This window comes from Paraclostridium tenue (assembly GCF_039521565.1).
GTDB lineage: Bacteria > Bacillota > Clostridia > Peptostreptococcales > Peptostreptococcaceae > Paraclostridium > Paraclostridium tenue.
In genome coordinates this window covers 138,038-161,569 of sequence record NZ_BAAACP010000004.1, presented here as the reverse complement: position 1 = coordinate 161,569, position 23,532 = coordinate 138,038, and the positions used below count along the sequence as shown (strand labels likewise).

The 23,532-nt window shown below is 25.1% G+C and carries 24 protein-coding genes; 2 read left to right on the top strand and 22 right to left on the bottom strand.

Annotation, left to right across the window (positions count from 1 at the left end; genetic code table 11):
- Positions 1–123: 123 nt before the first annotated feature.
- The 5 genes from ABFX13_RS04985 to ABFX13_RS04965 form a co-directional block, all read right to left on the bottom strand.
- A complete protein-coding gene (locus tag ABFX13_RS04985; protein ID WP_346043288.1) occupies positions 124–273 on the bottom strand; it encodes a hypothetical protein in 150 nt (49 codons plus the stop codon).
- Positions 274–424: 151 nt separating this feature from the next.
- Positions 425–1,393: an arsenic resistance protein gene (locus tag ABFX13_RS04980; protein ID WP_346043286.1), complete on the bottom strand. Its 969-nt coding sequence runs from the start codon at positions 1,391–1,393 to the stop codon at positions 425–427.
- Positions 1,394–1,511: 118 nt separating this feature from the next.
- On the bottom strand, positions 1,512–3,692 hold the full coding sequence (locus tag ABFX13_RS04975; RefSeq protein WP_346043279.1) for an EAL domain-containing protein: 2,181 nt from the start codon (positions 3,690–3,692) through the stop codon (positions 1,512–1,514).
- A gap of 283 nt (positions 3,693–3,975) precedes the next feature.
- Positions 3,976–4,560 carry an accessory gene regulator B family protein gene (locus ABFX13_RS04970; RefSeq protein WP_346043274.1) on the bottom strand — a complete coding sequence of 195 codons (585 nt, stop codon included), beginning with the start codon at positions 4,558–4,560 and terminating at the stop codon, positions 3,976–3,978.
- Between the two features lie 583 nt (positions 4,561–5,143).
- Positions 5,144–5,782, bottom strand: a complete 639-nt coding sequence (locus ABFX13_RS04965) for a nitroreductase family protein (protein ID WP_346043271.1) — start codon at positions 5,780–5,782, stop codon at positions 5,144–5,146.
- 193 nt (positions 5,783–5,975) lie between these two features.
- Between ABFX13_RS04965 and ABFX13_RS04960 the strand changes: the two genes are divergently transcribed.
- Complete coding sequence (locus ABFX13_RS04960; protein ID WP_346043267.1) at positions 5,976–7,328, top strand: MATE family efflux transporter; 1,353 nt, start codon at positions 5,976–5,978, stop codon at positions 7,326–7,328.
- Between the two features lie 90 nt (positions 7,329–7,418).
- Here ABFX13_RS04960 and ABFX13_RS04955 read toward each other — a convergent pair whose 3' ends face one another.
- The 3 genes from ABFX13_RS04955 to ABFX13_RS04945 all read right to left on the bottom strand — a co-directional run bounded on the left by ABFX13_RS04955 (position 7,419) and on the right by ABFX13_RS04945 (position 10,659).
- Entirely contained in the window at positions 7,419–9,335 is a 1,917-nt protein-coding gene (locus ABFX13_RS04955; protein ID WP_346043265.1) for a sensor histidine kinase, read from the bottom strand.
- Between the two features lie 216 nt (positions 9,336–9,551).
- Positions 9,552–9,773 (bottom strand): alpha/beta-type small acid-soluble spore protein, encoded by a 222-nt coding sequence (locus tag ABFX13_RS04950; RefSeq protein ID WP_346043263.1) that lies wholly within the window; start codon positions 9,771–9,773, stop codon positions 9,552–9,554.
- A 157-nt stretch (positions 9,774–9,930) separates the two neighbouring features.
- Complete coding sequence (locus ABFX13_RS04945; protein WP_346043261.1) at positions 9,931–10,659, bottom strand: ribonuclease H1 domain-containing protein; 729 nt, start codon at positions 10,657–10,659, stop codon at positions 9,931–9,933.
- 486 nt (positions 10,660–11,145) lie between these two features.
- On the opposite strand from ABFX13_RS04945, the gene ABFX13_RS04940 reads away from it, so the two are divergent.
- Entirely contained in the window at positions 11,146–11,565 is a 420-nt protein-coding gene (locus tag ABFX13_RS04940) for a flavodoxin (RefSeq protein ID WP_346043258.1), read from the top strand.
- Positions 11,566–11,685: 120 nt separating this feature from the next.
- Here ABFX13_RS04940 and ABFX13_RS04935 read toward each other — a convergent pair whose 3' ends face one another.
- The 14 genes from ABFX13_RS04935 to hpf all read right to left on the bottom strand — a co-directional run bounded on the left by ABFX13_RS04935 (position 11,686) and on the right by hpf (position 23,515).
- Positions 11,686–12,411 (bottom strand): YhfC family intramembrane metalloprotease, encoded by a 726-nt coding sequence (locus ABFX13_RS04935; RefSeq protein ID WP_346043255.1) that lies wholly within the window; start codon positions 12,409–12,411, stop codon positions 11,686–11,688.
- A gap of 160 nt (positions 12,412–12,571) precedes the next feature.
- Positions 12,572–13,393 (bottom strand): N-acetylmuramoyl-L-alanine amidase, encoded by an 822-nt coding sequence (locus ABFX13_RS04930; RefSeq protein WP_346043252.1) that lies wholly within the window; start codon positions 13,391–13,393, stop codon positions 12,572–12,574.
- Positions 13,394–13,591: 198 nt separating this feature from the next.
- Positions 13,592–14,164 (bottom strand): hypothetical protein, encoded by a 573-nt coding sequence (locus ABFX13_RS04925; RefSeq protein WP_346043250.1) that lies wholly within the window; start codon positions 14,162–14,164, stop codon positions 13,592–13,594.
- Positions 14,165–14,304: 140 nt separating this feature from the next.
- A complete protein-coding gene (locus ABFX13_RS04920) occupies positions 14,305–15,507 on the bottom strand; it encodes a nitrogenase component 1 (RefSeq protein WP_346043248.1) in 1,203 nt (400 codons plus the stop codon).
- Positions 15,508–15,996: 489 nt separating this feature from the next.
- On the bottom strand, positions 15,997–16,413 hold the full coding sequence (locus ABFX13_RS04915; RefSeq protein ID WP_346043245.1) for a hypothetical protein: 417 nt from the start codon (positions 16,411–16,413) through the stop codon (positions 15,997–15,999).
- A gap of 167 nt (positions 16,414–16,580) precedes the next feature.
- The gene (locus ABFX13_RS04910) at positions 16,581–17,579 is read right to left on the bottom strand and encodes a GGGtGRT protein (RefSeq protein WP_346043243.1); all 999 of its coding nucleotides are present in this window, start codon (positions 17,577–17,579) and stop codon (positions 16,581–16,583) included.
- 21 nt (positions 17,580–17,600) lie between these two features.
- Positions 17,601–18,293, bottom strand: a complete 693-nt coding sequence (locus ABFX13_RS04905) for an iron-sulfur cluster assembly scaffold protein (RefSeq protein ID WP_147545512.1) — start codon at positions 18,291–18,293, stop codon at positions 17,601–17,603.
- A gap of 36 nt (positions 18,294–18,329) precedes the next feature.
- Complete coding sequence (locus ABFX13_RS04900; protein WP_346043240.1) at positions 18,330–18,515, bottom strand: hypothetical protein; 186 nt, start codon at positions 18,513–18,515, stop codon at positions 18,330–18,332.
- Positions 18,516–18,784: 269 nt separating this feature from the next.
- On the bottom strand, positions 18,785–19,222 hold the full coding sequence (locus tag ABFX13_RS04895; protein WP_346043238.1) for a hypothetical protein: 438 nt from the start codon (positions 19,220–19,222) through the stop codon (positions 18,785–18,787).
- Positions 19,223–19,335: 113 nt separating this feature from the next.
- The gene (locus ABFX13_RS04890; RefSeq protein ID WP_346043236.1) at positions 19,336–20,571 is read right to left on the bottom strand and encodes an ABC transporter permease; all 1,236 of its coding nucleotides are present in this window, start codon (positions 20,569–20,571) and stop codon (positions 19,336–19,338) included.
- A gap of 2 nt (positions 20,572–20,573) precedes the next feature.
- A complete protein-coding gene (locus tag ABFX13_RS04885) occupies positions 20,574–21,254 on the bottom strand; it encodes an ABC transporter ATP-binding protein (RefSeq protein WP_346043233.1) in 681 nt (226 codons plus the stop codon).
- A gap of 1 nt (position 21,255) precedes the next feature.
- Positions 21,256–22,332 carry an efflux RND transporter periplasmic adaptor subunit gene (locus ABFX13_RS04880; RefSeq protein WP_346043230.1) on the bottom strand — a complete coding sequence of 359 codons (1,077 nt, stop codon included), beginning with the start codon at positions 22,330–22,332 and terminating at the stop codon, positions 21,256–21,258.
- 153 nt (positions 22,333–22,485) lie between these two features.
- Positions 22,486–22,788, bottom strand: coding sequence for a DUF898 family protein (locus ABFX13_RS04875; RefSeq protein WP_346043228.1), 303 nt, complete (start codon positions 22,786–22,788; stop codon positions 22,486–22,488).
- A gap of 187 nt (positions 22,789–22,975) precedes the next feature.
- Positions 22,976–23,515 (bottom strand): ribosome hibernation-promoting factor, HPF/YfiA family, encoded by a 540-nt coding sequence (gene hpf, locus ABFX13_RS04870; protein ID WP_346043225.1) that lies wholly within the window; start codon positions 23,513–23,515, stop codon positions 22,976–22,978.
- Positions 23,516–23,532 lie beyond the last annotated feature (17 nt).

Genomic DNA, 23,532 nt, shown 5'->3' with positions numbered 1-23,532 from the left:
TACACAATAGTTTTTTTTCCTTCAGTTTTTGTGAAATTTTATGTTTTAAATATTTTTTAATTAAATAAAAAAGCATAGACTATATTTTAAAATTTAGTCTATGCTTTTTATTATATTTTTAATTTATAAATTTTTTAATGCATCTAATTGTTCTTCTAATTCAAAATCTTTATGATTTTGCTCTAATATTTTCTTACCTAATAATTCTTTATCCATTAGTTCTTCATCTTTTTTTATTTTTTCATATTCTTTTTCTTTTGAATCCTTGTTCAACTTGAACATCTCCAATCTGTAGTAATTTATAATTATAAATATACCCTTTATTTTTAAGTCAAATCACTAATGTAAGCTCTATAAATATATCCCCTATAAAATTATATACTTTTATTTAATAGTCTAAAATACACGTCATTTTATAAAAAGCTTAATTTAAAGTTTTATCTTCTTGGTTTATGTTTAGTAAGATTTTAGATACTATAAAAAGTACAGGTAATTCTATTAATGGTCCTATTATAAGAGCAAGTGATATAAGTGGTTTGTTAGGAAATGTCGCTACAGCTATTGCAAGAGCTATAGGTGAATTTCTAGCTAATGTAGTTAAATTTAAAGATACATTATCTTCATGACTTAAATTTAGTTTTCTTCCTACAAATTGTCCAACAATTAAATTTATTATAAAAAATAATAATACAGGTATTAATAATTGTAAAAGTATCTGAGGATTTTTAAGAAGTATTTTTCCTTGTGATGCAAACATAAAAACTATAGCTATATTTAAAAAGTAACCTTGGTAATCGCAGGCTTTTGAAACTATATTTTTCTCAAAATAATCTATTCCCTTTTTACTTATAGCCAACTTTCTATATATTAAAGCTCCAAAAAGAGGTATTATTAAACTTACAATTACTCCATTTAAAAGATTTAAAACATCCATTTGAACACTTGATCGTCCAATTAAGAATACATAAACTGGAAGTAAAGTTAATTGAAGTATTAAATTTAAAGGCAATATAGATGCCCCTAATGCTACATTTCCTTTAGCTATTCCAGTAAAAATTAAATACCAATCAGTACACGGTGTTACCATAAGCATTACAAAACCTATTAATAAATCTGGATTGTTATTTAAAAATATTCTTCCAAGTATAAATACTAAAATAGGTGTCCATATAAAATTTATACAAATAGATGTTAGTGTAAATTTTATATTTTTAAATGATTCAGTTATATTTTTTATTGGAATTTGTATAAATACTAAAAATAACATTACCATTAAAGAAGGCATTATTAAATACTCTGAGTATGTTTGTAATAAATCTATCTGACCTAATATTATTCCTATAAAAACCATAAATAATATTATAAAACTTTGAAATTTATTTACATTTTCCATATTATAAGCTCCTTTCATAATTCATATTATAACATAAATGATATGGATTATCATTTTCTTTTCAATTCATAAATTACACATAAACTAAAAAGATGTAGCTTTTAAAAGCTACATCTTTTTAGTTTATATTTAATTTAAAATTCTTTAAATCATCAAGTTCTAAAGGTTTACTATAAAGATAACCTTGTACGTAAAATTTATTAGATGAGGTATCCTTTATAAAATCAACTTGATATTGTTCCTCTACTCCTTCAATTACTATATTTTTTTCTTTCATACAAGATAAATAATCAAAAACTTCTATAACAGTTTTACTAATATCTGTTTCGTGAATGTTATCAATAAAATATTTATCAAGTTTAATAATATCAAATTTAAATTGCCCTAGTATAGATATATTTGAATACTCTACTCCAAAATCGTCTAATGCAACTAAAAATCCATATTTTCTAAGCTTTTCTATATTTTCCTTTGCTTTTTTTTGATCTTTATAAGAATTGTTTTCAGTAATCTCTATACATATGGATTTTTCTTTTATATTTGAATTTTTTATTATTTCTTTAAATCGACCTAATATATTATCATCTTCAACTTCTTTTAAAGATATATTCATAGAAACATAAAACTTTTCTGATAAATTATCTATTTTTTTAAGCTTTTCATAATCTTTTATTATTTTTTTAAGTATCCATATAGATATTTCACCCATCATATCATATTTTTCAATATTATCTATAATTATACTTGGCATTATAAGTTCATTGTTTAGTTTAAGTCTAATTAATGCTTCAAATCCTACAATTTCATTTTCCTTAGGATTTACTATTGGTTGATAATGTATTATATAATTATTTTCTTTTCTATAGTTTCTAATTTTTCTTCTGTTTATACATTTTCTAATTTTAGGATAAATATTAAATGTAAAAATAAATGTAGCTAATATTAATATCAATATCTTAAAAATCACATTTGTAATCTTTATATTAATGCTTTCTTTCCTAAGTTTTTTACTACAAAATTTATATATTATATTTTCATAGTAGTGTTTAGAAAATATATTATTTTTATAATCTTTTAATTTTAGCAACGCCATACCATTTTCATATTCTTTTTCACCATTATTAGTTATATTGTATAAATTTATCAATTCATCTAAAGAAGTTTCTATATATTCTAGTTCTAATGTTTTTTGTGCTAAATTTATAATATTAATATAAATATTTATTGCTTCATTATACTTTTTTTCTTTTGTATATAATTTAGCCAACGACTTATAGTAGATAAATTCTTTATTTTTATAAAAATTTTGTTTATCATTATCTATAAGATACTTGGCTTCTTTTAAATATTTGTTAGCTAATTTAAAATTTTCTTTTTCTAAATAATATTCAGCTTCTACTGTTTTTTTAACTGCTTTTAAGTCATCAAGTTTATTTTCATCTATATATTTTTCATAATTTTCTATTTTGTTTATATAATTTATAGCCTTTTCATTATTTTCTAATAGACTTTCTATTTCTGCTAAATTTATAAATTTATAAAAAATTAAATCAGCTTCTGATCTTTTATTTTTTATTTTAATATTTTTATTAAAATCCATTATTCCTAAAGCAAGTTTATATTGTCCAGTTTGCTTTGCTACTAATGCCATTTCTATAATTGCTCTATATAATTCTTCATCATTACCTAATCTTTCCGCTAAATCTATAACACTTAAACTATGTTCCATAGAGTAAACATATTTAGATGAAATTTTATTTAATTTTGCTAATTTTTTATAAAAATAAAGTTTTGATTCTTTGTTTAATAGATATTCGTAGTTTTTCATCTTATTATAACTTTTTAAAGCTAATTCTCTTCCTTTTTCTGTATCTATTAAACATTCAAATGTCTCCCAAATTATGTTTTGATATTTAACATATTGATTTTTATCTAAACTTTCAAAACTCTCTTTTGCATAATCTATAGCTTTATCTATATTTTTACTATTTTTAGCATCTTTAGCTAAATAATAGTAACTATAAACTTTTGCAAAACTATTTGTTTTTTCACTTAAACTACTTAGTGTCTTTTCAAAGTAGTTTTTAGCCAATTTTTCATTTTTATCATAGTTTAGACTAATATAACCTAAAATAAAATAATCATTAGATTCCTTTTTACTTTGTTTATTAATTTTATTTTTAGCTTTTTTTAAAAATGTCTCACTTAATTTCTCATTATCTACATAATGTTTTTCTATATTTTTTACTATCTGTTGATTTTCTTTACTTATATAAATTTTCCCAATTAATAAAATCAATACTATGATTAACAGTATTATTAGACAATACTTTGTTAGTTTTTTTATTTAAACCCTCTCCCCCTTAATATTCTTTAAATCTTATTTTTTTAATAAGATTTTAATTAAAAACTTATCACAATACCCCCCTAAAACTTTTTATACTTAATATAATATTAAATGTCACACTATTAAATTATAACAAAATAAGACCACATTAATGTAGTCTTATTTTTTATTTTAATATAAGTTCTAAAACAATTAACAACATCAAAAATATTTATAACTATGTTTTATATAAAATTTAACTCCTTATATAATTTTTTATAGTTCCTAAAACTAACATTATAGCACTCCAAAATAATGCACTAGCTGTAAATGCAGCATATTCATCTAAATTATGTATTTCTAAAATTCCTAGTGTAAAAATTGCAACAATTAAAGCAATTATTCTCGATATGATTCTATACTTAGTTACTTTTTTTAGTTCAATCGGATTTTTTATATCATTAACTGGAGACAATATAAATATTCCAACAACACTTAACATTGTAAAAGTTCCAATCAAAGATTTGTAAGTAGTCATATCTTCATAATTACTCAAATATATTGTTAGTATATATATACATAAAAATAATGCTAATCGTATTATGTAGTTTTTATTTTTGTATCCATAAGCAAATTTTCTTATTAGTACATAGCATAATAAAAGTATTATTCCTTGAATTACTTTTTTTAAAATTAAACCAACTAATATTACAGATACTACACTTACTACTAGATATATTAAAGCTCTAATATTAGCTTTATACACTTCATACTTTTTTTCATTGATTTTTGTATTTACTACAAAAATCGATGCTATTTTGTCAGTAAGTGATTCAATCATATTCCCTCCTTTGAATAACTTTTTATTAGTTACTCTATATAATTAAATTCATAAATTTTATAACTTATTTTGATTTAAATAGATTAAATTTTTACATAAACCCCTATATGCAGTTTCATAATCCTGAATCTCCAAATTATATCTTTTAGAAAATGGAAATATTTACTATAAATATTATATAATTTCTAAGTTTTTTTTTCAAAAATAAATTTACATATTTAAAATAAGATTTAAAAATAAGATTAAATACAATTTTTAAATAAAAAAAGACTGTTATTTAACAGTCTTTTTTTAAGAAAATATTTATTATTTTTTATAAGGGATTTTTAGGGGGTTAAGAGGAACTTATATAGTTCCCCTATTTTGATGTCTATATCTTAAAATGATTCAATCTTTTTCATAATTTATTATTTCTTACTAATTTGTTGTTATTTGTCTAATCTTGTTGTCTATGTATACAATATATCATTGTTTTTTATATATAGCTATATTATAAAATTTTTTTATATAAAATTTATTTTTTGTAATATACTTTTCACTAAAAAAGCTCCCTAAATATTAATTTTATTTAGGGAGCTTTTTATTAATCTATAAATGTAGTTACATCTTCTAATGGCTTTCTAGGTGGTTGAGCTGGTTGGTTATCTTCAGCAACGCCTAAAGCTATCATAGACATTAATTCATATCCTGGCTTTTCAAATCCTATAAGCTTTTCTATTTCAGTTTTAGCATGAGTAGGACCTGTCATATAACAAGTTCCATATCCCATTTCAGTTGCAGCTAATAAAAAGTTTTCAACTGCTGCTCCTATACTTTGAGCTCCTGATTGTGGTGATACTAAAACATCTAATATCTCTTTTGGAGCATTATTTTCTTTTAATATCTTATATTCTATCATTTTATATTCACAGCCATAAACTAATACTACTACTGGAGCATTTTTAAAACATGTATAATAATTTATTACACTCATATGTATTTTTTTATCTCTTTCAGTTTTAGCTATCTCTCCTATTTTTTCATGACTCTTAGTTACAATATCTGACATTTTATCTATTATATCTTTATTTTGAAGTACAACAAAGTGCCAGTTTTGTTGATGCTTTGCAGATGGTGCAAAAGTTGCTGCCTTTAATAGTTCAATTATATCTTCTTTTGGTACCTTAGTGTCTTTGAATTTTCTTATACTTTTACGGTTATATATAAAACTTAAGTCTGTCATTATTTTGTCTCCTTTATAAAGCTAATTTATTTTCAAATTAATTATATAAATAAATTAGTTTTATGTCAAACTATTTTTTTATTGCTTATTTTAGTATCATTTTCATTATCTTTAATATAATCTATTGTATGAATATTTAAATAATGATATTATATGCAAATAAATAAATTCTATGTATATGAAAGGGGACATTATGACACAGGATATGACTACTGGAAATCCAGTAAAATTGATTTTATATTTCTCTATACCATTACTTATAGGTAATATTTTTCAACAATTTTATAGTATGGTTGATACTATAATAGTTGGAAATTTTTTAGGTGTTAGAGCTCTTGCTGCTGTTGGTTCTACAGGTTCTATGGTATTTTTAATAATTGGATTTGTATTAGGACTTACATCTGGTTTTTCTGTTTTAGTTTCACAAAAATTTGGGGCAAATGATGAAGAGGGAGTAAAATATGCAGTAGGTAGTGCTATTATATTATCTATTATTATGGCAATTTTAATTACTATTGTAAGTATGGTTACAGCCAAACCACTTTTAAATGCAATAAAAACTCCCAGTGATATAATAGATGATTCTTATGCTTATATAATAGTTATTTATGGTGGTATATTTGCAACATTTTTCTACAATATGATATCTAGTGTACTTCGTGCACTTGGAGATAGCAAAACTCCACTATATTTTTTAATTGTTGCATCTATTTTAAATATATTACTAGATTTAGTCTTTATAGTTAACTTCTCTATGGGAGTAGCTGGTGCAGGTTATGCTACTGTTATTTCACAAGGTTTCTCAGGAATTTTATGTTTAATTTATACATCTAAAAAGTTTCCTATATTAAAATTAGAAAAAAAACACTTTAAATTTGATATTAACTATTTTAAAAAGCACTTAAACATAGGTATTCCAATGGCTCTTCAATTTTCAATAACAGCTATTGGTGCAATAATACTTCAAGGTGCTGTTAATGAATTTGGTTCAACTGTCGTTGCTGCACATACTGCTGCTTCTAGAGTTGAGCAACTTGTTATGCAACCTAGTATAACATTTGGAGTGACTATGGCTACTTACTGTGCACAAAACCTTGGTGCTTTAAATATAGAGCGTATAAAAGAAGGCGTAAAAAAATGTACTATAATAAATATAGGTATAGGTATTGTTGCAGGAATTATGCTTGTAGTATTTGGAGAAAGCTTAGTTAAATTATTTATATCAGATGCAGACCCTAATGTTATTGATTATTCTATGAAGTATTTAACTACAGTTTCATTTTTCTTTATACCACTTAGTTTAATATTTATATATAGAAATTCACTTCAAGGTATGGGATATACTTTTACTCCTATGATGGCTGGAGTCTGCGAACTTGTTGCAAGAACTGTAGTTTCATTTACTCTTCCTTTAGCAATTGGTTATACAGGTGTTTGTTTAGCAGGGCCTTTTGCTTGGATTGCAGCTTGTGTACCTTTAATGATTGATTATTTTAGAAAAATTAATAATCTAAATGCTTCAGAGTGTTGCTCTATGAATGCATAAAAGTCAAAACTATAAAAATCTAGTGCTTTTAATAAAACAAAAGAAGTATTGAGCTTACATAACTCAATACTTCTTAATTATTTTATTAAATTAAAATTCTATATCAGAAAATTCTAAAGCAGTCTTTGAATTTGTTGTATCATCATAATATAATTCACAATTTACTACTTCTTCATCTTCTAATACATTTATAGGTAGTCTAATTATAAACTCACTACCCTCATTAACCTTAGACTTAACTTCTATATCTCCTCCATGCAAGCTTGTAAATATTTTTACAAGAGATAATCCAATTCCACTACCTTCATTTCTTCTTATCATTGTATCTTCTACTTGAGCAAATCGCTCAAATATTTTTTCTAAATGACTTTCATCTATTCCAATTCCATTGTCCTTTACAGAAAAAGTTAATAAATTTTCTATTTTGTCAACATAAACGCTTACATATATGGTCATATTATCTTTTGAAAATTTAATTGCATTTGAGATTAAATTTAAAACTATTCTTTCTATCTTATCTGGATCTACGCTCATTATGCATTCTTCATCACTTGTATCAAATATTATATCTATATTTTTACTAGTAGCATATGGTATAACTGACATAGTAATACTTTCTAATAAAATTATAATATCTATATTTCTTAATTTTAAATTCATAAATCCTGAATCTACTTTTGCAATATCTATTATGTTATTTGTAAGCCTTAGTAGTCTGTTACAGTTTTGCTTTATTATATCTATTTTTTCATTATTACTTTCGGAATAATTATTTTGTACTTTTTTCATATTCATATCTAATATTTGATTAGCAGACATTATTACAGCTACTGGAGTTCTTAATTCATGACTTATATTTGATATAAAATTACTTTGTGATTTATTCATACTTTCAGCTAATTCTTTTGCTTTTATTAATTCTTTTTCATAATGTAGTTTTCTTATTGTATATAATATAAATGAAATCACTACTATGACTAAACTTATTATTAACCCCACACTAGTGTATATTATTTCTCTGTATCTATATATAATATCTATAGGTGTATTTATTACTATAGAGTCTTTTGGTAAGTCTTTTTTACTTATTCTATTATCTCTTAATTGATCATAGTCAAATACAAATTTATTTATTTTATATCCATCAATAATTTTTTCCTTAGGCTTTTTACCTTGAAGTATATCTTTAGCCATCAATCCTGCTATTTTACCTTGGTCATAGTGACTTACTACTCTTCCCCCAACAAAACCACATTGAGTCCCATAATCCATAACTGAATATATAGGTACATTTGCATTTTTCTTTATAAATTCATAAGATTCTTTTATAGATTTTAGAGTTCCCATTTTATCTACATAAGAATATATTACTAGTACTACATCATTATTATCTAAATTTTTTAATTTTTTGCCTAGCTCTTCAAATGTCATATTGTATAAAGACATACTTATAAAATTAATATTTTTATTTTTTTCACGCATTTTTTTAAAATCATATTGTTCATTCAAATGATTTGATGATGCATCTGATATAACATTTATATTTTTTCCTTTATGCAACTTATCTATTAATTCTATATTTTCTTGTATAGAAGTATCTTCTGTTACTCCATATATATTTTCTTCTTTGTTAGCTTTTTTAATTCTATCAGGTGAACTCACACCTAAAAATACAATTGGAGTATCTTTAAATAATTCTTTTTTATACCTTAATCCAAATTCAAGTGCTTGATCATCTGCTAAAATTATAACATCATATTTTTTATTATTTTCTAGCTTATACTTAAGTAGTTCATAAAATTTATTAACGTTTTCTTCATCTAAAAATCTTCTTGAATCCATATACTCCATTTGTATATTAACATCTTTTTCTATTCCATCTTTTATGCCCTCCAACTGATCTGAAAAAGTTTCATAATTAGGACTATACGAGCTTATATACAAAACATTTTTCCAACTTTTATATTGCTGTGCACTTACTATGCTAAAAGATGTTAAATAAAACATAATAGTTAAAAAAGGAAATAATAATTTATCCCCATACCTTCGCATCTTTCTCCCCCAAATCTTACCCAATTTTTATATTTTATCTTTGTCTAAATAACTAATGTCAAGTAATATTATATCAATTTTTACAACTTATTTGTTTAAATTTTATTTTATTATATAAATTTTTTATAAATAAAAGCATTGAACTATAATTTAGTTCAATGCTTTATCTTTTTACTTTTTGCTATTGTATTCTTTAATTAATTGTTCTTCTCCCATTTGTACTAATTTTTTACTCATCATAGCACCTAAACTTCCAGCCATAGCCCCAGCTTCATAAGAAGTCCTATTAGCACCATTTACATGAGCACTTGGAATTCCTAACTCTCCTGCAATTTCTAACTTCATTTGATTTAATGCTTCTTTTGCGTTACTTACTAAAGGCTTTTTTGTCATTTTGTTTCCTCCTTGATATGTTTTCATATAGTTTTTGCAAAATAAAACTTTATTATTATGAATTTAATTCTAGGAAAACTCTATTTTGACAAATTTTTAGATTTTTCTATCTTCTAAAGTTTGAATTTTGGTATTATATTGTATTACTTTTTTATACTTATAAATATTCTTCTATAGCTTCTCGCGCTAATCTATCAGCAATATCATTATATTTATTAGAACTATGCCCCTTAACTTTAATAAAAGTGATATCCATATCTTTACTATACTTTTCTATATATCTAACATACTCTTGAGTATACCCATTTTTAGCTTGCCAACTTCCACTAGCCCAAAGTGCTATATTTTTTAAGTCATGATATATACATATCTTTTTTAAATTTTTATCATAAGCTAATTTGATAGCATATTTAGATGCTTCTATTTCACCTACAATATTCCATTGATCCCATTTATCATGTCCTGCAACTTTAAATTCACATACACTATCATTTTTAAAATCAAGTACAGCAATTCCAGAACCAAAAGTTTTTGATACTCTATCATAACTTCCATCAACAAAAGCAATAAAATCAAAATCATCTTTTATATCTTCTGGTTTTATGTATTTTTCAAAACATTTAACTTTTGCACTACTTCTTATAGGTTTTAACTCCCCTTCTTTAGTCCTTATATTAACTTTATCTGTTATTTTAGTTTTTATGCTTTTGTCTTTACTGATTTTAACTTCTTTTTTAATACCTGTAAATTTTTCAGCTTCTTCTAATGTTTTAAAACTTTTATATATAGCTCCTGGAAATTTATTAACTTGCTCTTTACATTCATCCCAAGTATTGTATATACCAGGCCTTTTTCCCACTTTTACTGCATAATATTTATTACTCAAATCATATTCTCCTATCTTTAGTTTCTTTATAATTTAATATTATTATGAATTAATATATTTATCAAATAAATTTAAAATAGTTTACTATTTTTTAATAACAATTAATTTTTTATTTTTCTCTATTGACTTTTTAATTGAAAACAATTATCATTAAATCAAGGCAAGAATAAATAATAATCAATATCAGTTACGCAATAAGATTAATTTCATAATAAGCCTAAATTTATTAAATATTGTATATTTCCTAAGACAAGCAAACGACAAAAAGGACTGTCCTCCAAACTAACAGTCCTTTTTGTATTTTTTGTTGTATATATTTATAGCTTTATTAAATTTTGGGTATATTTTTTTATCAATATGGATTCTTAATATACTTTGAGATAAAAAAATATTAAATAAACTATTGACTTTTTAATTGAAAACAATTATCATTAAATTAAGTTAGTTGATAATAACTTTCAATATCATATATAGGAGGAACTACATATGAAAATTATATATTGGAGTGGAACAGGAAATACTGAATCTATGGCAAACCTTATAGGAAAAGGAATTTCTAGCCAAGGTAAAACACTAGAGTTATTAAGTGTAGAAAAAGTAAATATAGATGATATAAAAAATGAAGATATACTAATTCTAGGTTGCCCATCTATGGGTAATGAAAATCTAGAAGAAGTTGATTTTGAACCATTTATAGAATCCTTACAAAATCTAGGAAATGGTAAAAAAGCTTGTCTATTCGGTTCTTATGGATGGGGAGATGGAGAATGGATGAGAAATTGGGAGGAACAAATGAAAAGTTACGGATTTGAACTTCCACTAGAATCTGTAATAATAAATGAAACACCTGAAGGTGATGAAGCTACTAGATGTGTTAAATATGGCGAGGATATCGCTAAATTATAAATATAACTTATAAAATTAAGCCATAAATTTTATAAGCCAAAATATGTATCCTAAAAAAATATGTTCAAAAAAATAGAGCCATTTTCTGGCTCTATTTTTAAATTTCTTAATTTTATATATTTAATTTGACTTTTGCTTATCATATAAATTTTTAGCATATATAGTAAATCCACCTAGTATAATTGCACATATGAACACATACGCTTCCACTCCCAGCAAACCTACGTTAAATACTCTAGATAATATTATAATCGTCAAATTAACTAGTGTATGAATAAGTATCGCTACAAATAAATACTTTATCTGATTTTTTCTAACTCCATATAAAATAATTATAGATAATCCTATGTGTATAACTATAGCACATAATCTCTCAAATCCTACTATAAAAGCATCTGTTGCAGTGACTCCTAAATAAAATCCATTTCCTGCTAATGCTCCAATTAATATAACAATACAAGAGATGCCTGTAATTAATATAGCTTCTATCCCTCCATGGCCAAATCCAAAAGCTATACCATCATTATAAGTTCTGTTATTTTTTAATATATACTTAAATGCAATATATCTTCCAATTTCTTCAACTAATCCAGCTGTTAATGCTAAAAATATAGCACTTACCCATGGATTTAAAAACATATTTTCATACCACTTCATTTTTGGAAAAATAAAACTTATAAGTGGCAACCTAATTACTATTTGTGTTATAAAAAATATTAACATACCTATAAAAAAACTTTTTATTCTCTTTCTGTCTTTAATTGCAAAATAGGCTAAACTTCCTAAAGGTATTAAAAAGCATATTCCTATACTTAATATCAAAGCTAATATAATTAGCATATTCATTTTTTTCACCTCTATATTGTTATTTTTATAAATTATAAGCTTAAGTTATAATAATATCAATACTTATTTTGCAACCTAAATTGTCAAATAATACCTTAAAAATTCAAAAAAACTAATAGGGCTACTTTAAAATATTAATACTTTAAAGTAACCCTATTAATTATTTAACATATACACTAGATACATATCCATATTTGCCATCAAATTTTATCTTATGCCAATCAAATCTAGTATCTATAACTTCTACCTTTTGACCTTTTTCTAGATGTCCTATAGTTTTAAACACGTAACCTCTGCCACTTCTAACACTAACATCATCTTCTAATGAAATCGCTGTATTTGTGTTAATTTTAGTTTTTATACTTTTATCTATATTTAGTTGATCTTTTATACCATTAACTATACCATCCGCTATCTTATTTTGGTACTCTTTCGTAGTTAGTTTCTGACCTTCTTCATTGCTAGATATAAATCCACACTCTACAAGTACTGCCGGTATCTCATTATCTCTTAAAACTTGTAAATTGCCTTTTTTAAATCCTCTATTGTATCCATTAGTAAAATTTAGCAAGCTATTTTGCATCTTTTGCGCAAAATTTTTATCTGATTCACTATAATAATATGTCTCTAATCCTTTTATATTTGTATCATCTGCTGAGTTTTGATGTATAGATACAAATACATCTGAATTTGATAAATTTGATTTTTTAGCTCTTTCCCTCAGTGATACATACTCATCACTTTCTCTACTCGTTTCCACATCTATTCCAAGCTTTTTAAGCTTTTCTTCAACTTTATTAGCAATTTGAAAATTTATTTTATCTTCCACTCTATCCATATATGATGAACCATTATCTCTTCCACCATGTCCTGCATCTATAAATACTTTATAATTATTTGCATTAGCTACTGTAAGAGTTGACATAAATGCTGTTGATAAGACTAAAGTTGCAATACTTTTTTTAACAGTTTTAATTTTCAAAAAAATTCCTCCTTTTTAACTTTTATGTAATATTTACTCTATAAATTATTATACATATTTTATTATTTTTTTCAATACTGTATACAATAAATTGTAAATATTTGTCTAAATATATATTTTTACAAAAAATAAACTCATTTTATTAAAAATGAGCTTATTTTCTTAATTTTATATAATTGTCAAAAATTAAAATATCAACTAACAATCATAATTTCTATTTTCATAACATTTATTTGGTCTACATATTTTACCTGAATGTTTACAACAATCTTCTTCCCAAGGTACTAATATTGGGTGGCTACAATTTTCTCCAAAACATTCAATAATATTATGAATTCCACATTCTAATTTATATAATAATTCATCTATACACTCTTGCTCCTTTATAGCATTATTTACATCACATAAAGATTTATCTTGAGATATTTGAGCTTTTTCTAAATTTTTAACTATATTACATAAAGATTTTATAGAATCTTCTAAAGCTTTTTGTATCTTCTCTAAATCATTAGCTAATTTACATACATTATCTTCTATTTTACTTAATGCATCTTTAACATCTTCTTGATTTTCTTTAGCATCATTTAAGTAATCACCTAAATGATCATTTTTATTTTTTATTCTATCTAAAATTTCCTTTGCTTTATAAATTTCTTTTTTACATTTTGTGGACTCACAACAGTTATCACTACATTTGTAATAGCATATATTATCCCATTTTCTACTACTGATATTTCCACATTCACTCCACACTTTGTTTTTGCAACTCATAAAATCTCTCACCCTTTTTTCAAGTTTCAGAACTATGTCTCTGTAATATATATTATGATTGCATATATAAATTGTGACTTTTTTAGCTTTTATATCAATTAGTAAATTTTTTTATAAAATGATGTAATACAAAAAATAAATTATTCAGCTTTTATATGTAATATTTTCTCTATAATATACACACATCCTCTAAAGCCAATATATGGTGTGTCTGGACATATACTAACTTTATCTAAATTAGTATTGGTAACTTGTAAATCCATTTTTGAATCATGATACATATCTATACTTTGACCGTCACCTAAAAGTATTAATAATTCTTTATTAGTTAGATAATCCATTCTATCTAATTTTGAAGCATTTAATTCATCACATGTAATTTTATGTAGTATTTCTTTTCTATCAACTTTAAGTCCTAATTCTTTTAGCATATCACTCATACCCGTAACAGTATCCATATCTCCAAATACAGCACAGTCTTTACTTTTTTCATAAAAATAAAGTTTTCTTTTTATATTAAACATACATTTTTTCACATGATGTATTTCTTTATTATACTTGTCTTCATCTAGTTCATATCCATCTATTTTTTTTATAGCTTCTACAAATTTAATAGTATTTTTAAGTCCATATAAATTTTTATAAATATAAGGTATATTACATCTTTCATGCATACATTGTGCTGCCTTTAAACCTTCTTTTTTAACTACTATATTTAAAGATGCTTTTCCTGCATTTTCTATATCTTCTATACTTGAATCAGCTGTAAATACTGTATTTACATTTTTATTAAATAATTCCTTCATAATTCTTTCTAGTTCTTTAATATCTGACGAGTAATTATACTTATCTATATTAAATCCTACTATATTATATTTATTAAAATCTTTATGATTACTTTTAACTATTTTCTTAGCTAATATTTCTAATGCCTCTTCTACCCCTATGTTATATTCGTCTTTTAATTCACCAGTAGTTATAGGTATTAATCGTGAAGTTATATTATCCTCTAACCTTTCACAAATATTTAATATATTATTTTTTATTTTGAAATCTTTAGTTAATATCATAATAAATATATATTTAATATCTGTATTTTTATCTATTTCTAATATAGCTTTTTCGAATCTATCATATTCTTCAAAATTAACATCACCTTGTTCTATATTAATATAGTATACTTTTGCTTCATCTTCACCATTTAAATTTTCTTTATTTTCTACTTTGTAGTTAGTATTTTTAGCTGGTTCAAACTCAACAACGCAAGCATCTTTTATAGATGATAATGTCCATATTATACCTACTTCATCATTAGCTACTGGGAAATGTTTATAAACATTCATACATAATACCTCCCATATTGTTGTTTTAATATAAATTTGACTAAACTTTTTACTATAGCTAGATTATCTATTCTGCCTACATATGGGTTATGTCTTTTTTAGTAAATTTTATTTAAATGGTTTATTTTATTTTCATAATCTTTTATTTTGGTAAAATATAGGTAAATTGTCCTAAATCATTTAAAAAGTCTACAATTTTAAAAGCCATCATCGAATCGTTTTCATATATAAGCCTTTTAGCTTTTAGTACTTAACTTTTCCCAAGAAAACTTTCTTTTTTGCTAGATTCTGTTTTATTTTATACCCAATATTTTTAATGTTAATCTTAAATTTCTTTTAATTTTATATTTAAATATAAAATAATTTGTATATAAAAAAATTATAGTAATAAATTTTTCAAAATAAAAAGAGAGTCCCATACTCTCCTTGTTTATAATTTAATATTATTAAAAATAATTTTTCCATCAACGATGATTTTAATAATTTAATTCAATTCTTAAAGCTATCCAAATGCTTACAAAACTCATTAAATTCTTCTATGTCTTTTATATTTTGCAAATCACAAATTCCAATCATATACTTACTATATTTATGATATAAAAATTGAACTTTATACATCTCACATTCACTAAATCCATCTTTAAAAGAATATGTATAAGGTATAAAATCATTTAAATTACTTTCAAAATACTTTATTTTAGCAAAGCAAAGTTTATGTATTTGAAAAACCATAGCAAGTGCAGTGTGCCTTTCTACAAACTTTTGTGAAAAATATTCAATAGGCTGATATTTATTTTTTGGATGTCTATATTCCCAATTAAAATTAGAATTTAAATGGAGCCTATATTTTTTTATAACTTTTAATTTTTGTTCATCTAATTTATATTCTATTGAAGTTGATTCCAAAATAATACCCCCCTTTAATTTTATTATATCAACTAATTTTTGGTTTATAAATAATCTCTTTATACTTATAGATTATTTCTATTATATGTAATAGAAAAATTATAAAATACTATAATAAAAAATAGGTAGAAATTGAATAAATTCAAATTCTACCTATTTTTTATTACTTATTTAAAACTTTCTTCAACTGCAACTGCTATAGCAACAGTTGCTCCAACCATAGGATTGTTACCCATTCCTATAAGTCCCATCATTTCAACGTGTGCTGGAACAGAAGAAGAACCTGCAAATTGTGCATCTGAATGCATTCTTCCCATAGTATCAGTCATACCATAAGAAGCTGGTCCTGCTGCCATATTATCAGGATGAAGAGTTCTTCCTGTACCTCCACCAGAAGCTACTGAGAAATATTTTTTACCCTCTTGATAACACTCTTTTTTGTAAGTTCCAGCTACTGGATGTTGAAATCTTGTTGGGTTAGTTGAATTGCCTGTTATAGAAACATCAACTCCCTCATGATGCATTATTGCAACACCTTCTCTAACATCATCGCATCCATAACATCTTACTTTGCTTCTTTCTCCTTTAGAGAAAGCTTTTTCTCTTACTATTTTTAGTTCTCCAGTATAATAATCAAACTCTGTTTGAACATATGTAAATCCATTAATTCTAGAAATTATATAAGCTGCATCTTTTCCAAGACCATTTAATATAACTCTTAAATCTTCTTTTCTAACTTTATTTGCTTTTTCAGCTATTTTTATAGCTCCTTCTGCTGCTGCAAAAGATTCATGTCCTGCTAAGAAAGCAAAACATTTAGTTTCATCTCTTAAAAGCATTCCACCTAAATTACCATGACCAAGTCCTACTTTTCTATCATCAGCAACAGAACCTGGGATACAAAATGCTTGTAAACCTTCACCTATAGCTTCTGCTGCATCTGCTGCTTTCATACATTCTTTTTTTATAGCTATTGCTGCACCTAATGTATATGCCCAACAGGCATTTTCAAATGCTATGTTTTGAGTATCCTTAACTATTTGATAAGGGTCAAATCCCTTTGATTTGCAAAGTTCTCTACATTCTTCTATAGAATTAAATCCGTATTTTTCAAGTACAGAAGTTATTTGATTTATTCTTCTTTCATAACTTTCAAATAAAGCCATTTAAGTTCACCTTCCTTTTTATTATTCATGTCTTGGGTCTATAACTTTAACACCTTCATTAAATCTACCGTATGTAGATTTAGCTTTTTCTAGTGCTTCATTAGCTTCTATACCCTTAGATACCATTTCCATCATTTTTCCAAGGTGAACATACTCATATCCTATTATTTCACTATCTTCATCTAAAGCTACTTTAGTTATGTATCCTTCTGCCATTTCTAAATATCTAGGTCCTTTTTCAAGACTTCCATACATAGTTCCAACTTGACTTCTAAGACCTTTTCCTAAATCTTCAAGTCCAGCACCTACCGGTAAACCACCTTCTGAAAATGCTGTTTGACTTCTACCATATACTATTTGTAAGAACAGTTCTCTCATAGCAGTATTTATGGCATCACATACTAAATCAGTATTTAATGCTTCTAGTATGGTTTTCCCAGGAAGTATTTCAGATGCCATAGCAGCTGAATGTGTCATTCCTGAACATCCTATTGTTTCAACTAACGCTTCTTGTATTATCCCATCTTTAACATTTAATGTTAATTTACATGCTCCTTGCTGAGGTGCACACCAACCTACACCATGAGTTAATCCTGATATGTCTGTTATTTGTTTCGCTTTTACCCACTTACCTTCTTCAGGTATTGGTGCTGGTCCATGATTAGGGCCTTTGTTTATTTTACACATATTTGTGATTTCTGTTGTGTAAATCATAAGAAAGCTCCTTCCTCGGCATAAATTTTTAATATTTTATAAATCATCTACATCTTGTATTGGTCTAATTTGTTTTCCTTTTGGACAACCTGTATAATGTCCATCTGGATCAGACTCACTTGTATTTTCCTCTAAAATAGAGTTTATAACTGAACTTATTCTTTGTTTTTTCTCATTAAAACTCTCTTTTTTAATATTTCTTTTGATATTGTTTTCCTTCATGTTAAATCACCTCATAATTAGGATTGCCAATAATAAAAATATTAAAAATTAAATAGACGAAAACCTAATACGTATTTATTATATTACTATGTTAAATTTAAATCAATGTCAGTTTTATAATACCTAATATTCATATTTTTCTACTTTTTTTGATATATCTTTATTTCGTGATTTTTCAGTAAATTCCAATTTAAATTTATCTTATTAAAACTAAAGATAGCATTACAAAATGCTACCTTCAATTAAGATTTATCACAGTTTTACCATTACTAATTATGATTACACTTACAAGAGTGATTACATATATGTTTGTCATCCTTACATTCTATTTTCCATTCCCAATCATTTGAACTACATCCACATTCTTCTTTATGACATTCTTTAAAACATTGAACACTTGCCTCCAAGCAGTCTTTAGCTTGTTTCATTAATTCTTCGCCTTGTCTTGATAATCTTTTATACTCTTCCCATAAGCAGTTAGCTCTTGAACATTCTTCTATTGATTGTTGTTTTAATCTCTCTGCTCTTTGTTGTGCCTGTCTAGCTTGTTGAGCAATTTTATTAGCTCTTTCTATTATACAATTAGCTTGTTCACATTTTTCTCTTGATATTTGTTGAAACTTACTACATTCACAGCAATCATTATCATATTTTTTGTTGCATCCTTGATTCAATTTACTAAACTTTTTTTTACAGTTATTTGACATAACATTCACCCTTTATATTTTTTCTGATATGATATATTAAATATCAATATCTTAATAATATATATGTATTATTTCTACAAAATGTTATATCTACTATATTTAATTTTTACTGATTATTTTTGAATAGCTTTTATCGGATCTAATTTAGATGCTTTAAATGCTGGTATCATCCCAAATATAATTCCTGTTAATATGGATGTACTTACTGCGTATACAAATCCTTTAAAAGATAATATGGCTTTAAATGGCAATCTATTTGATATATAACCTACCAAAATAATTCCTACAAGTATTCCTAATATACCTCCTACTATAGTTATAAAGGTAGATTCTATTAAAAATTGAGTCATTATATTTATAGGTTTTGCACCGATGGCTCTTCTTATCCCTATCTCTCTTTGTCTTTCAATCACAGACATATACATTATATTCATTACACCTATTCCTCCAACAAATAAAGATACAAGTGTTATAATCTTTACAAATTTATCTATACTTGAAGTCATATTCTCAAGTTCCATATAAGTACTATCCATCTCTTCAGTAATGTAACTACCCTCTAAATCAGGATGTAATTCTTGTAGTTTTATAGCTACGTTGTTAGCTAATTCATATGTATCATATCCTGGAGATACCAATATGTCTATACTATAAATTTCATGATTTCCATAATTATACTTATTAACAAGTTTTTCAAATACTTTTTTAGGCATTAATGAAGTTTGATATTCCATATCTCCAATACCATAAATCATATTAATTTGATTTGCAGTTTCTTGTGTTTGTTCTTTTAAAACTCCTACGATTTCATATATATCTCCATCAATATTAACTCCATTTCCTACAGCATCTTCTGGATTATCAAATAGTTCTGTCGCATTTTGCATAGTTATTAATATAACTTTTCGTTCTTCATCATCATATCCAAAGTTTCTTCCATACCTTACATCTACTTTTTTATCATTCTTATATGAATTTATATCTATAGAAGTTGACTTTTTATCAACATATGCTTCAAATCCATAAGAACTACTCATTTGAGACTCATCACTAGTAGGACCAACCATCTGAACTCCCTCCATAAAAGAAATTGCTTCTATATCTTGTTGAGTAAATGGTTGTAAAAAAATTGAATAATCCATCATGCTATAATTAGAAGGTTCAAATCTTATCGTAGTTTTTTTCTTATTAACTTTATCAGTAGATTCTTTCATCTTAGCTTCAAGACCTGCCCCAATTGAAGTAACTAATATCACAGATGTTATTCCTATTATTATCCATATCATAGTTACAAGAACACGAAGTTTATGTGCTTTTAAATTTGCAAGTGTATTTTTTATTAAATTCATGACTACACCCCCTCAATTATAACACCATCTTTTAACTTTATAAGCTTTGTAGCATATTCAGTTAAATCATTATCATGAGTAACCATTATTATAGTCTTTCCTTGATTATTCAATTTTTTTAATAAGTTCATTATCTCAATACCCGTATCACTATCTAATGCTCCAGTTGGTTCATCTGCAAATATTATTTGAGGATCATTAACAAGAGCTCTAGCTATAGCTATACGTTGTTGTTGTCCTCCTGATAATTGAAGTGGCCTTTGTTTTATTTTATCTAAAAGCCCTACTAATTCTAAATTTTTTTCAACTCTTTCTTTTCTTTCTGCCTTAGAATATCTATTATTATATATCATTGGTAATTCAACATTTTGATATATGTTTAATGTCTCAACTAAATTAAATTGTTGAAATATAAATCCAATGTTAATGTTTCGAAATATTGAGCGTTTATTTTCATTTAAATTAGTTACATCTTCATCCTGAAATAAATAACTTCCCTCATCAAACTTATCTAAAAATCCTAATATATTTAAAAGAGTAGTCTTTCCACTTCCTGATTTACCCATTATCATTACAAACTCACCTTGTTTTATAGATAAGTTTATAGATTTTAAAACATGCAATTTTTCTTTTCCTACACTATAATATTTTTGAATTCCTTTAAGTTTTATTAAGTTTTTCAAATTATTTACCCTCGCTTTCAATTGAACTTTCTTTGCTTGGATAAATACTTTCCCCTTCTTTTATAGTTTTATCATTTGCATATCTTATTACCTCGTCATTTTCTCCTACACCTTCAGTTACTACTGCAAATTCATCATTAGTTTCTTCTGTTTTTACTTCTTGCTTATAGACTATTCCATCTATAACCTTATATAAAAATCTCTTCTCATCTTCTTGAATTAATGAAGTATATGGCACTTTAATTTTTTTATTAGAAACTTCTATAGTATTTTGAACATGGAATCCATTTTTTACATTTGTTAGATCTTTATTTTCTAAGAAATTTATTTTTATATCATAGTAAGACATGTTTTGATTTCCGACATTCTCAACTCCACTTTGATTTGTTGAAGGTCGATCCCCTATAAATGTAATTTTACCTTTAAACTTTTCCTTTGTTGAGTATACTAAAATTTTTATTTCTTGATTTAAACTTACTTTTGATAGATCTTGTTCACTAGCTTGTCCCTTTATATAAAAATCTTCTGATTCTAAAGTCATAATAGGTGGTGTTTGATTTTCTCCCTGTGATTTTTCGTTTATATATACTTTACCACTAAATGGAGCATTTACTGTTGAATACGCTTTATCCTCAAGCTTTTTTACTTGTCTATTTAATTGTTCTATCTCTGATTCTATAGGTTTTTTTAACAATTCATCTTCTATATTCTTTTTTTCATCTTCTTTAGTTTTTATTTGATCTTTTAAATCTTCTATTTCTGAGATAGCACTTTTATTTTTACAAGTAAATAACACTGTGCCTTTTTCTACTTTTTGTCCATCTTCTACTTTTATTTCATCTAATTCTCCATTATCCCCATCTATAAAAAAATCTTCCGATTTATTTGGAACAATTTTTCCATTTACAAATATTTTTTCCTTACCTGGTACAGTGTATATCTCAGGAGTTGCTTTTACTTCTTCCCCTACGTTTGAATTTTTCTTTTTAAAAACAACAAATCCACTTATAAAAATAGCTATTATTACTATTGATCCTATAATAGCTTTCTTTTTCCCCAATTTTATATTTTTTTTCAAAAAAATCCCCCCATATTGCCTTATTTTGTCTTTTACAAATTATATTATATATCAACAGGCATACGTTGTCATCTAATAAAGATTAAAATTTAATTACAACATCTTAATCTTTATTATTCAATTTTTCCATAAAAAAATGAGGGTATACCCTCATTAATTTTCAAATTCAGTATTCTTAACTCTCCATTTTATTAAGTTTATATATAACCAAAATCCATATATACCAAAAGTTATTATAGTTAATATCCACCACTTAATATATTCAAAAAATAATTCTGTTCCGCTTCCTACAAATTTTAATCTTCTTCCATCTATTACAGTATTATCTATTTCCCAACTATATTTTAAACACATTGCCCATGGTGTAGCTATTCCTAGTGTACAAAAACTTATTAATGCTGCTAATATATTAATACCAATTAATCCTAATAAGCTACCTTCAAATCTTGATTTCATACTTAATCCTCCATTAATACTTTTTTAATATTATACATATTAATGATGATAAAGTACATAAACTAAAGTTTAAATTAACCTTAAATTAATCTTAAATAATTTTTTATTTTTAACTTAATTATATTTTCTTATAAATAAAAAAGCTGTATAAAATGCATTTACATTTTATACAGCTTTTTTACTTTAATTAGTTCTCTTCAATTATACCATATCCTAAACCATTTCTTTTATATACTGTGCTTATTTTATCATTTTCTGAATTTCTAAACATATAAAAGTCATGTCCTAAAAGTTCCATTTGTAGTATCGCCTCTTCACTACTCATAGGCTTAATTGAAAATTTTTTAACTCTTTTTATTTTAATATCCTTTTCCTCTATATCATTATCAAAATCATATTCCTCTATATTTTCAAATCTAATACTTTGACTATTGTGTTTTCTATTTTTAATTCTAGTTTTATATTTTCTAAGTTGTTTATATAACTTATCATATACAGTATCTATAGCAGAATATAAGTCTTTTTGGCTATCTTCAGCTCTTATTATATGTCCTTTCACTGGTGCTATTGTTACTTCTATCTTTTGGCACTCTTTTTCAGCACTTATTGTAACTTTAATATCTGTATCTATATTTAGGTACTGTTGCAACTTCTCCATCTTACTTTCTATTTTAGCTTTTATACTTTCTGTAGGTTCAATGTTTTTGCCAATTACTCTTATGTTCATAAGTAGTACCCCCTTGT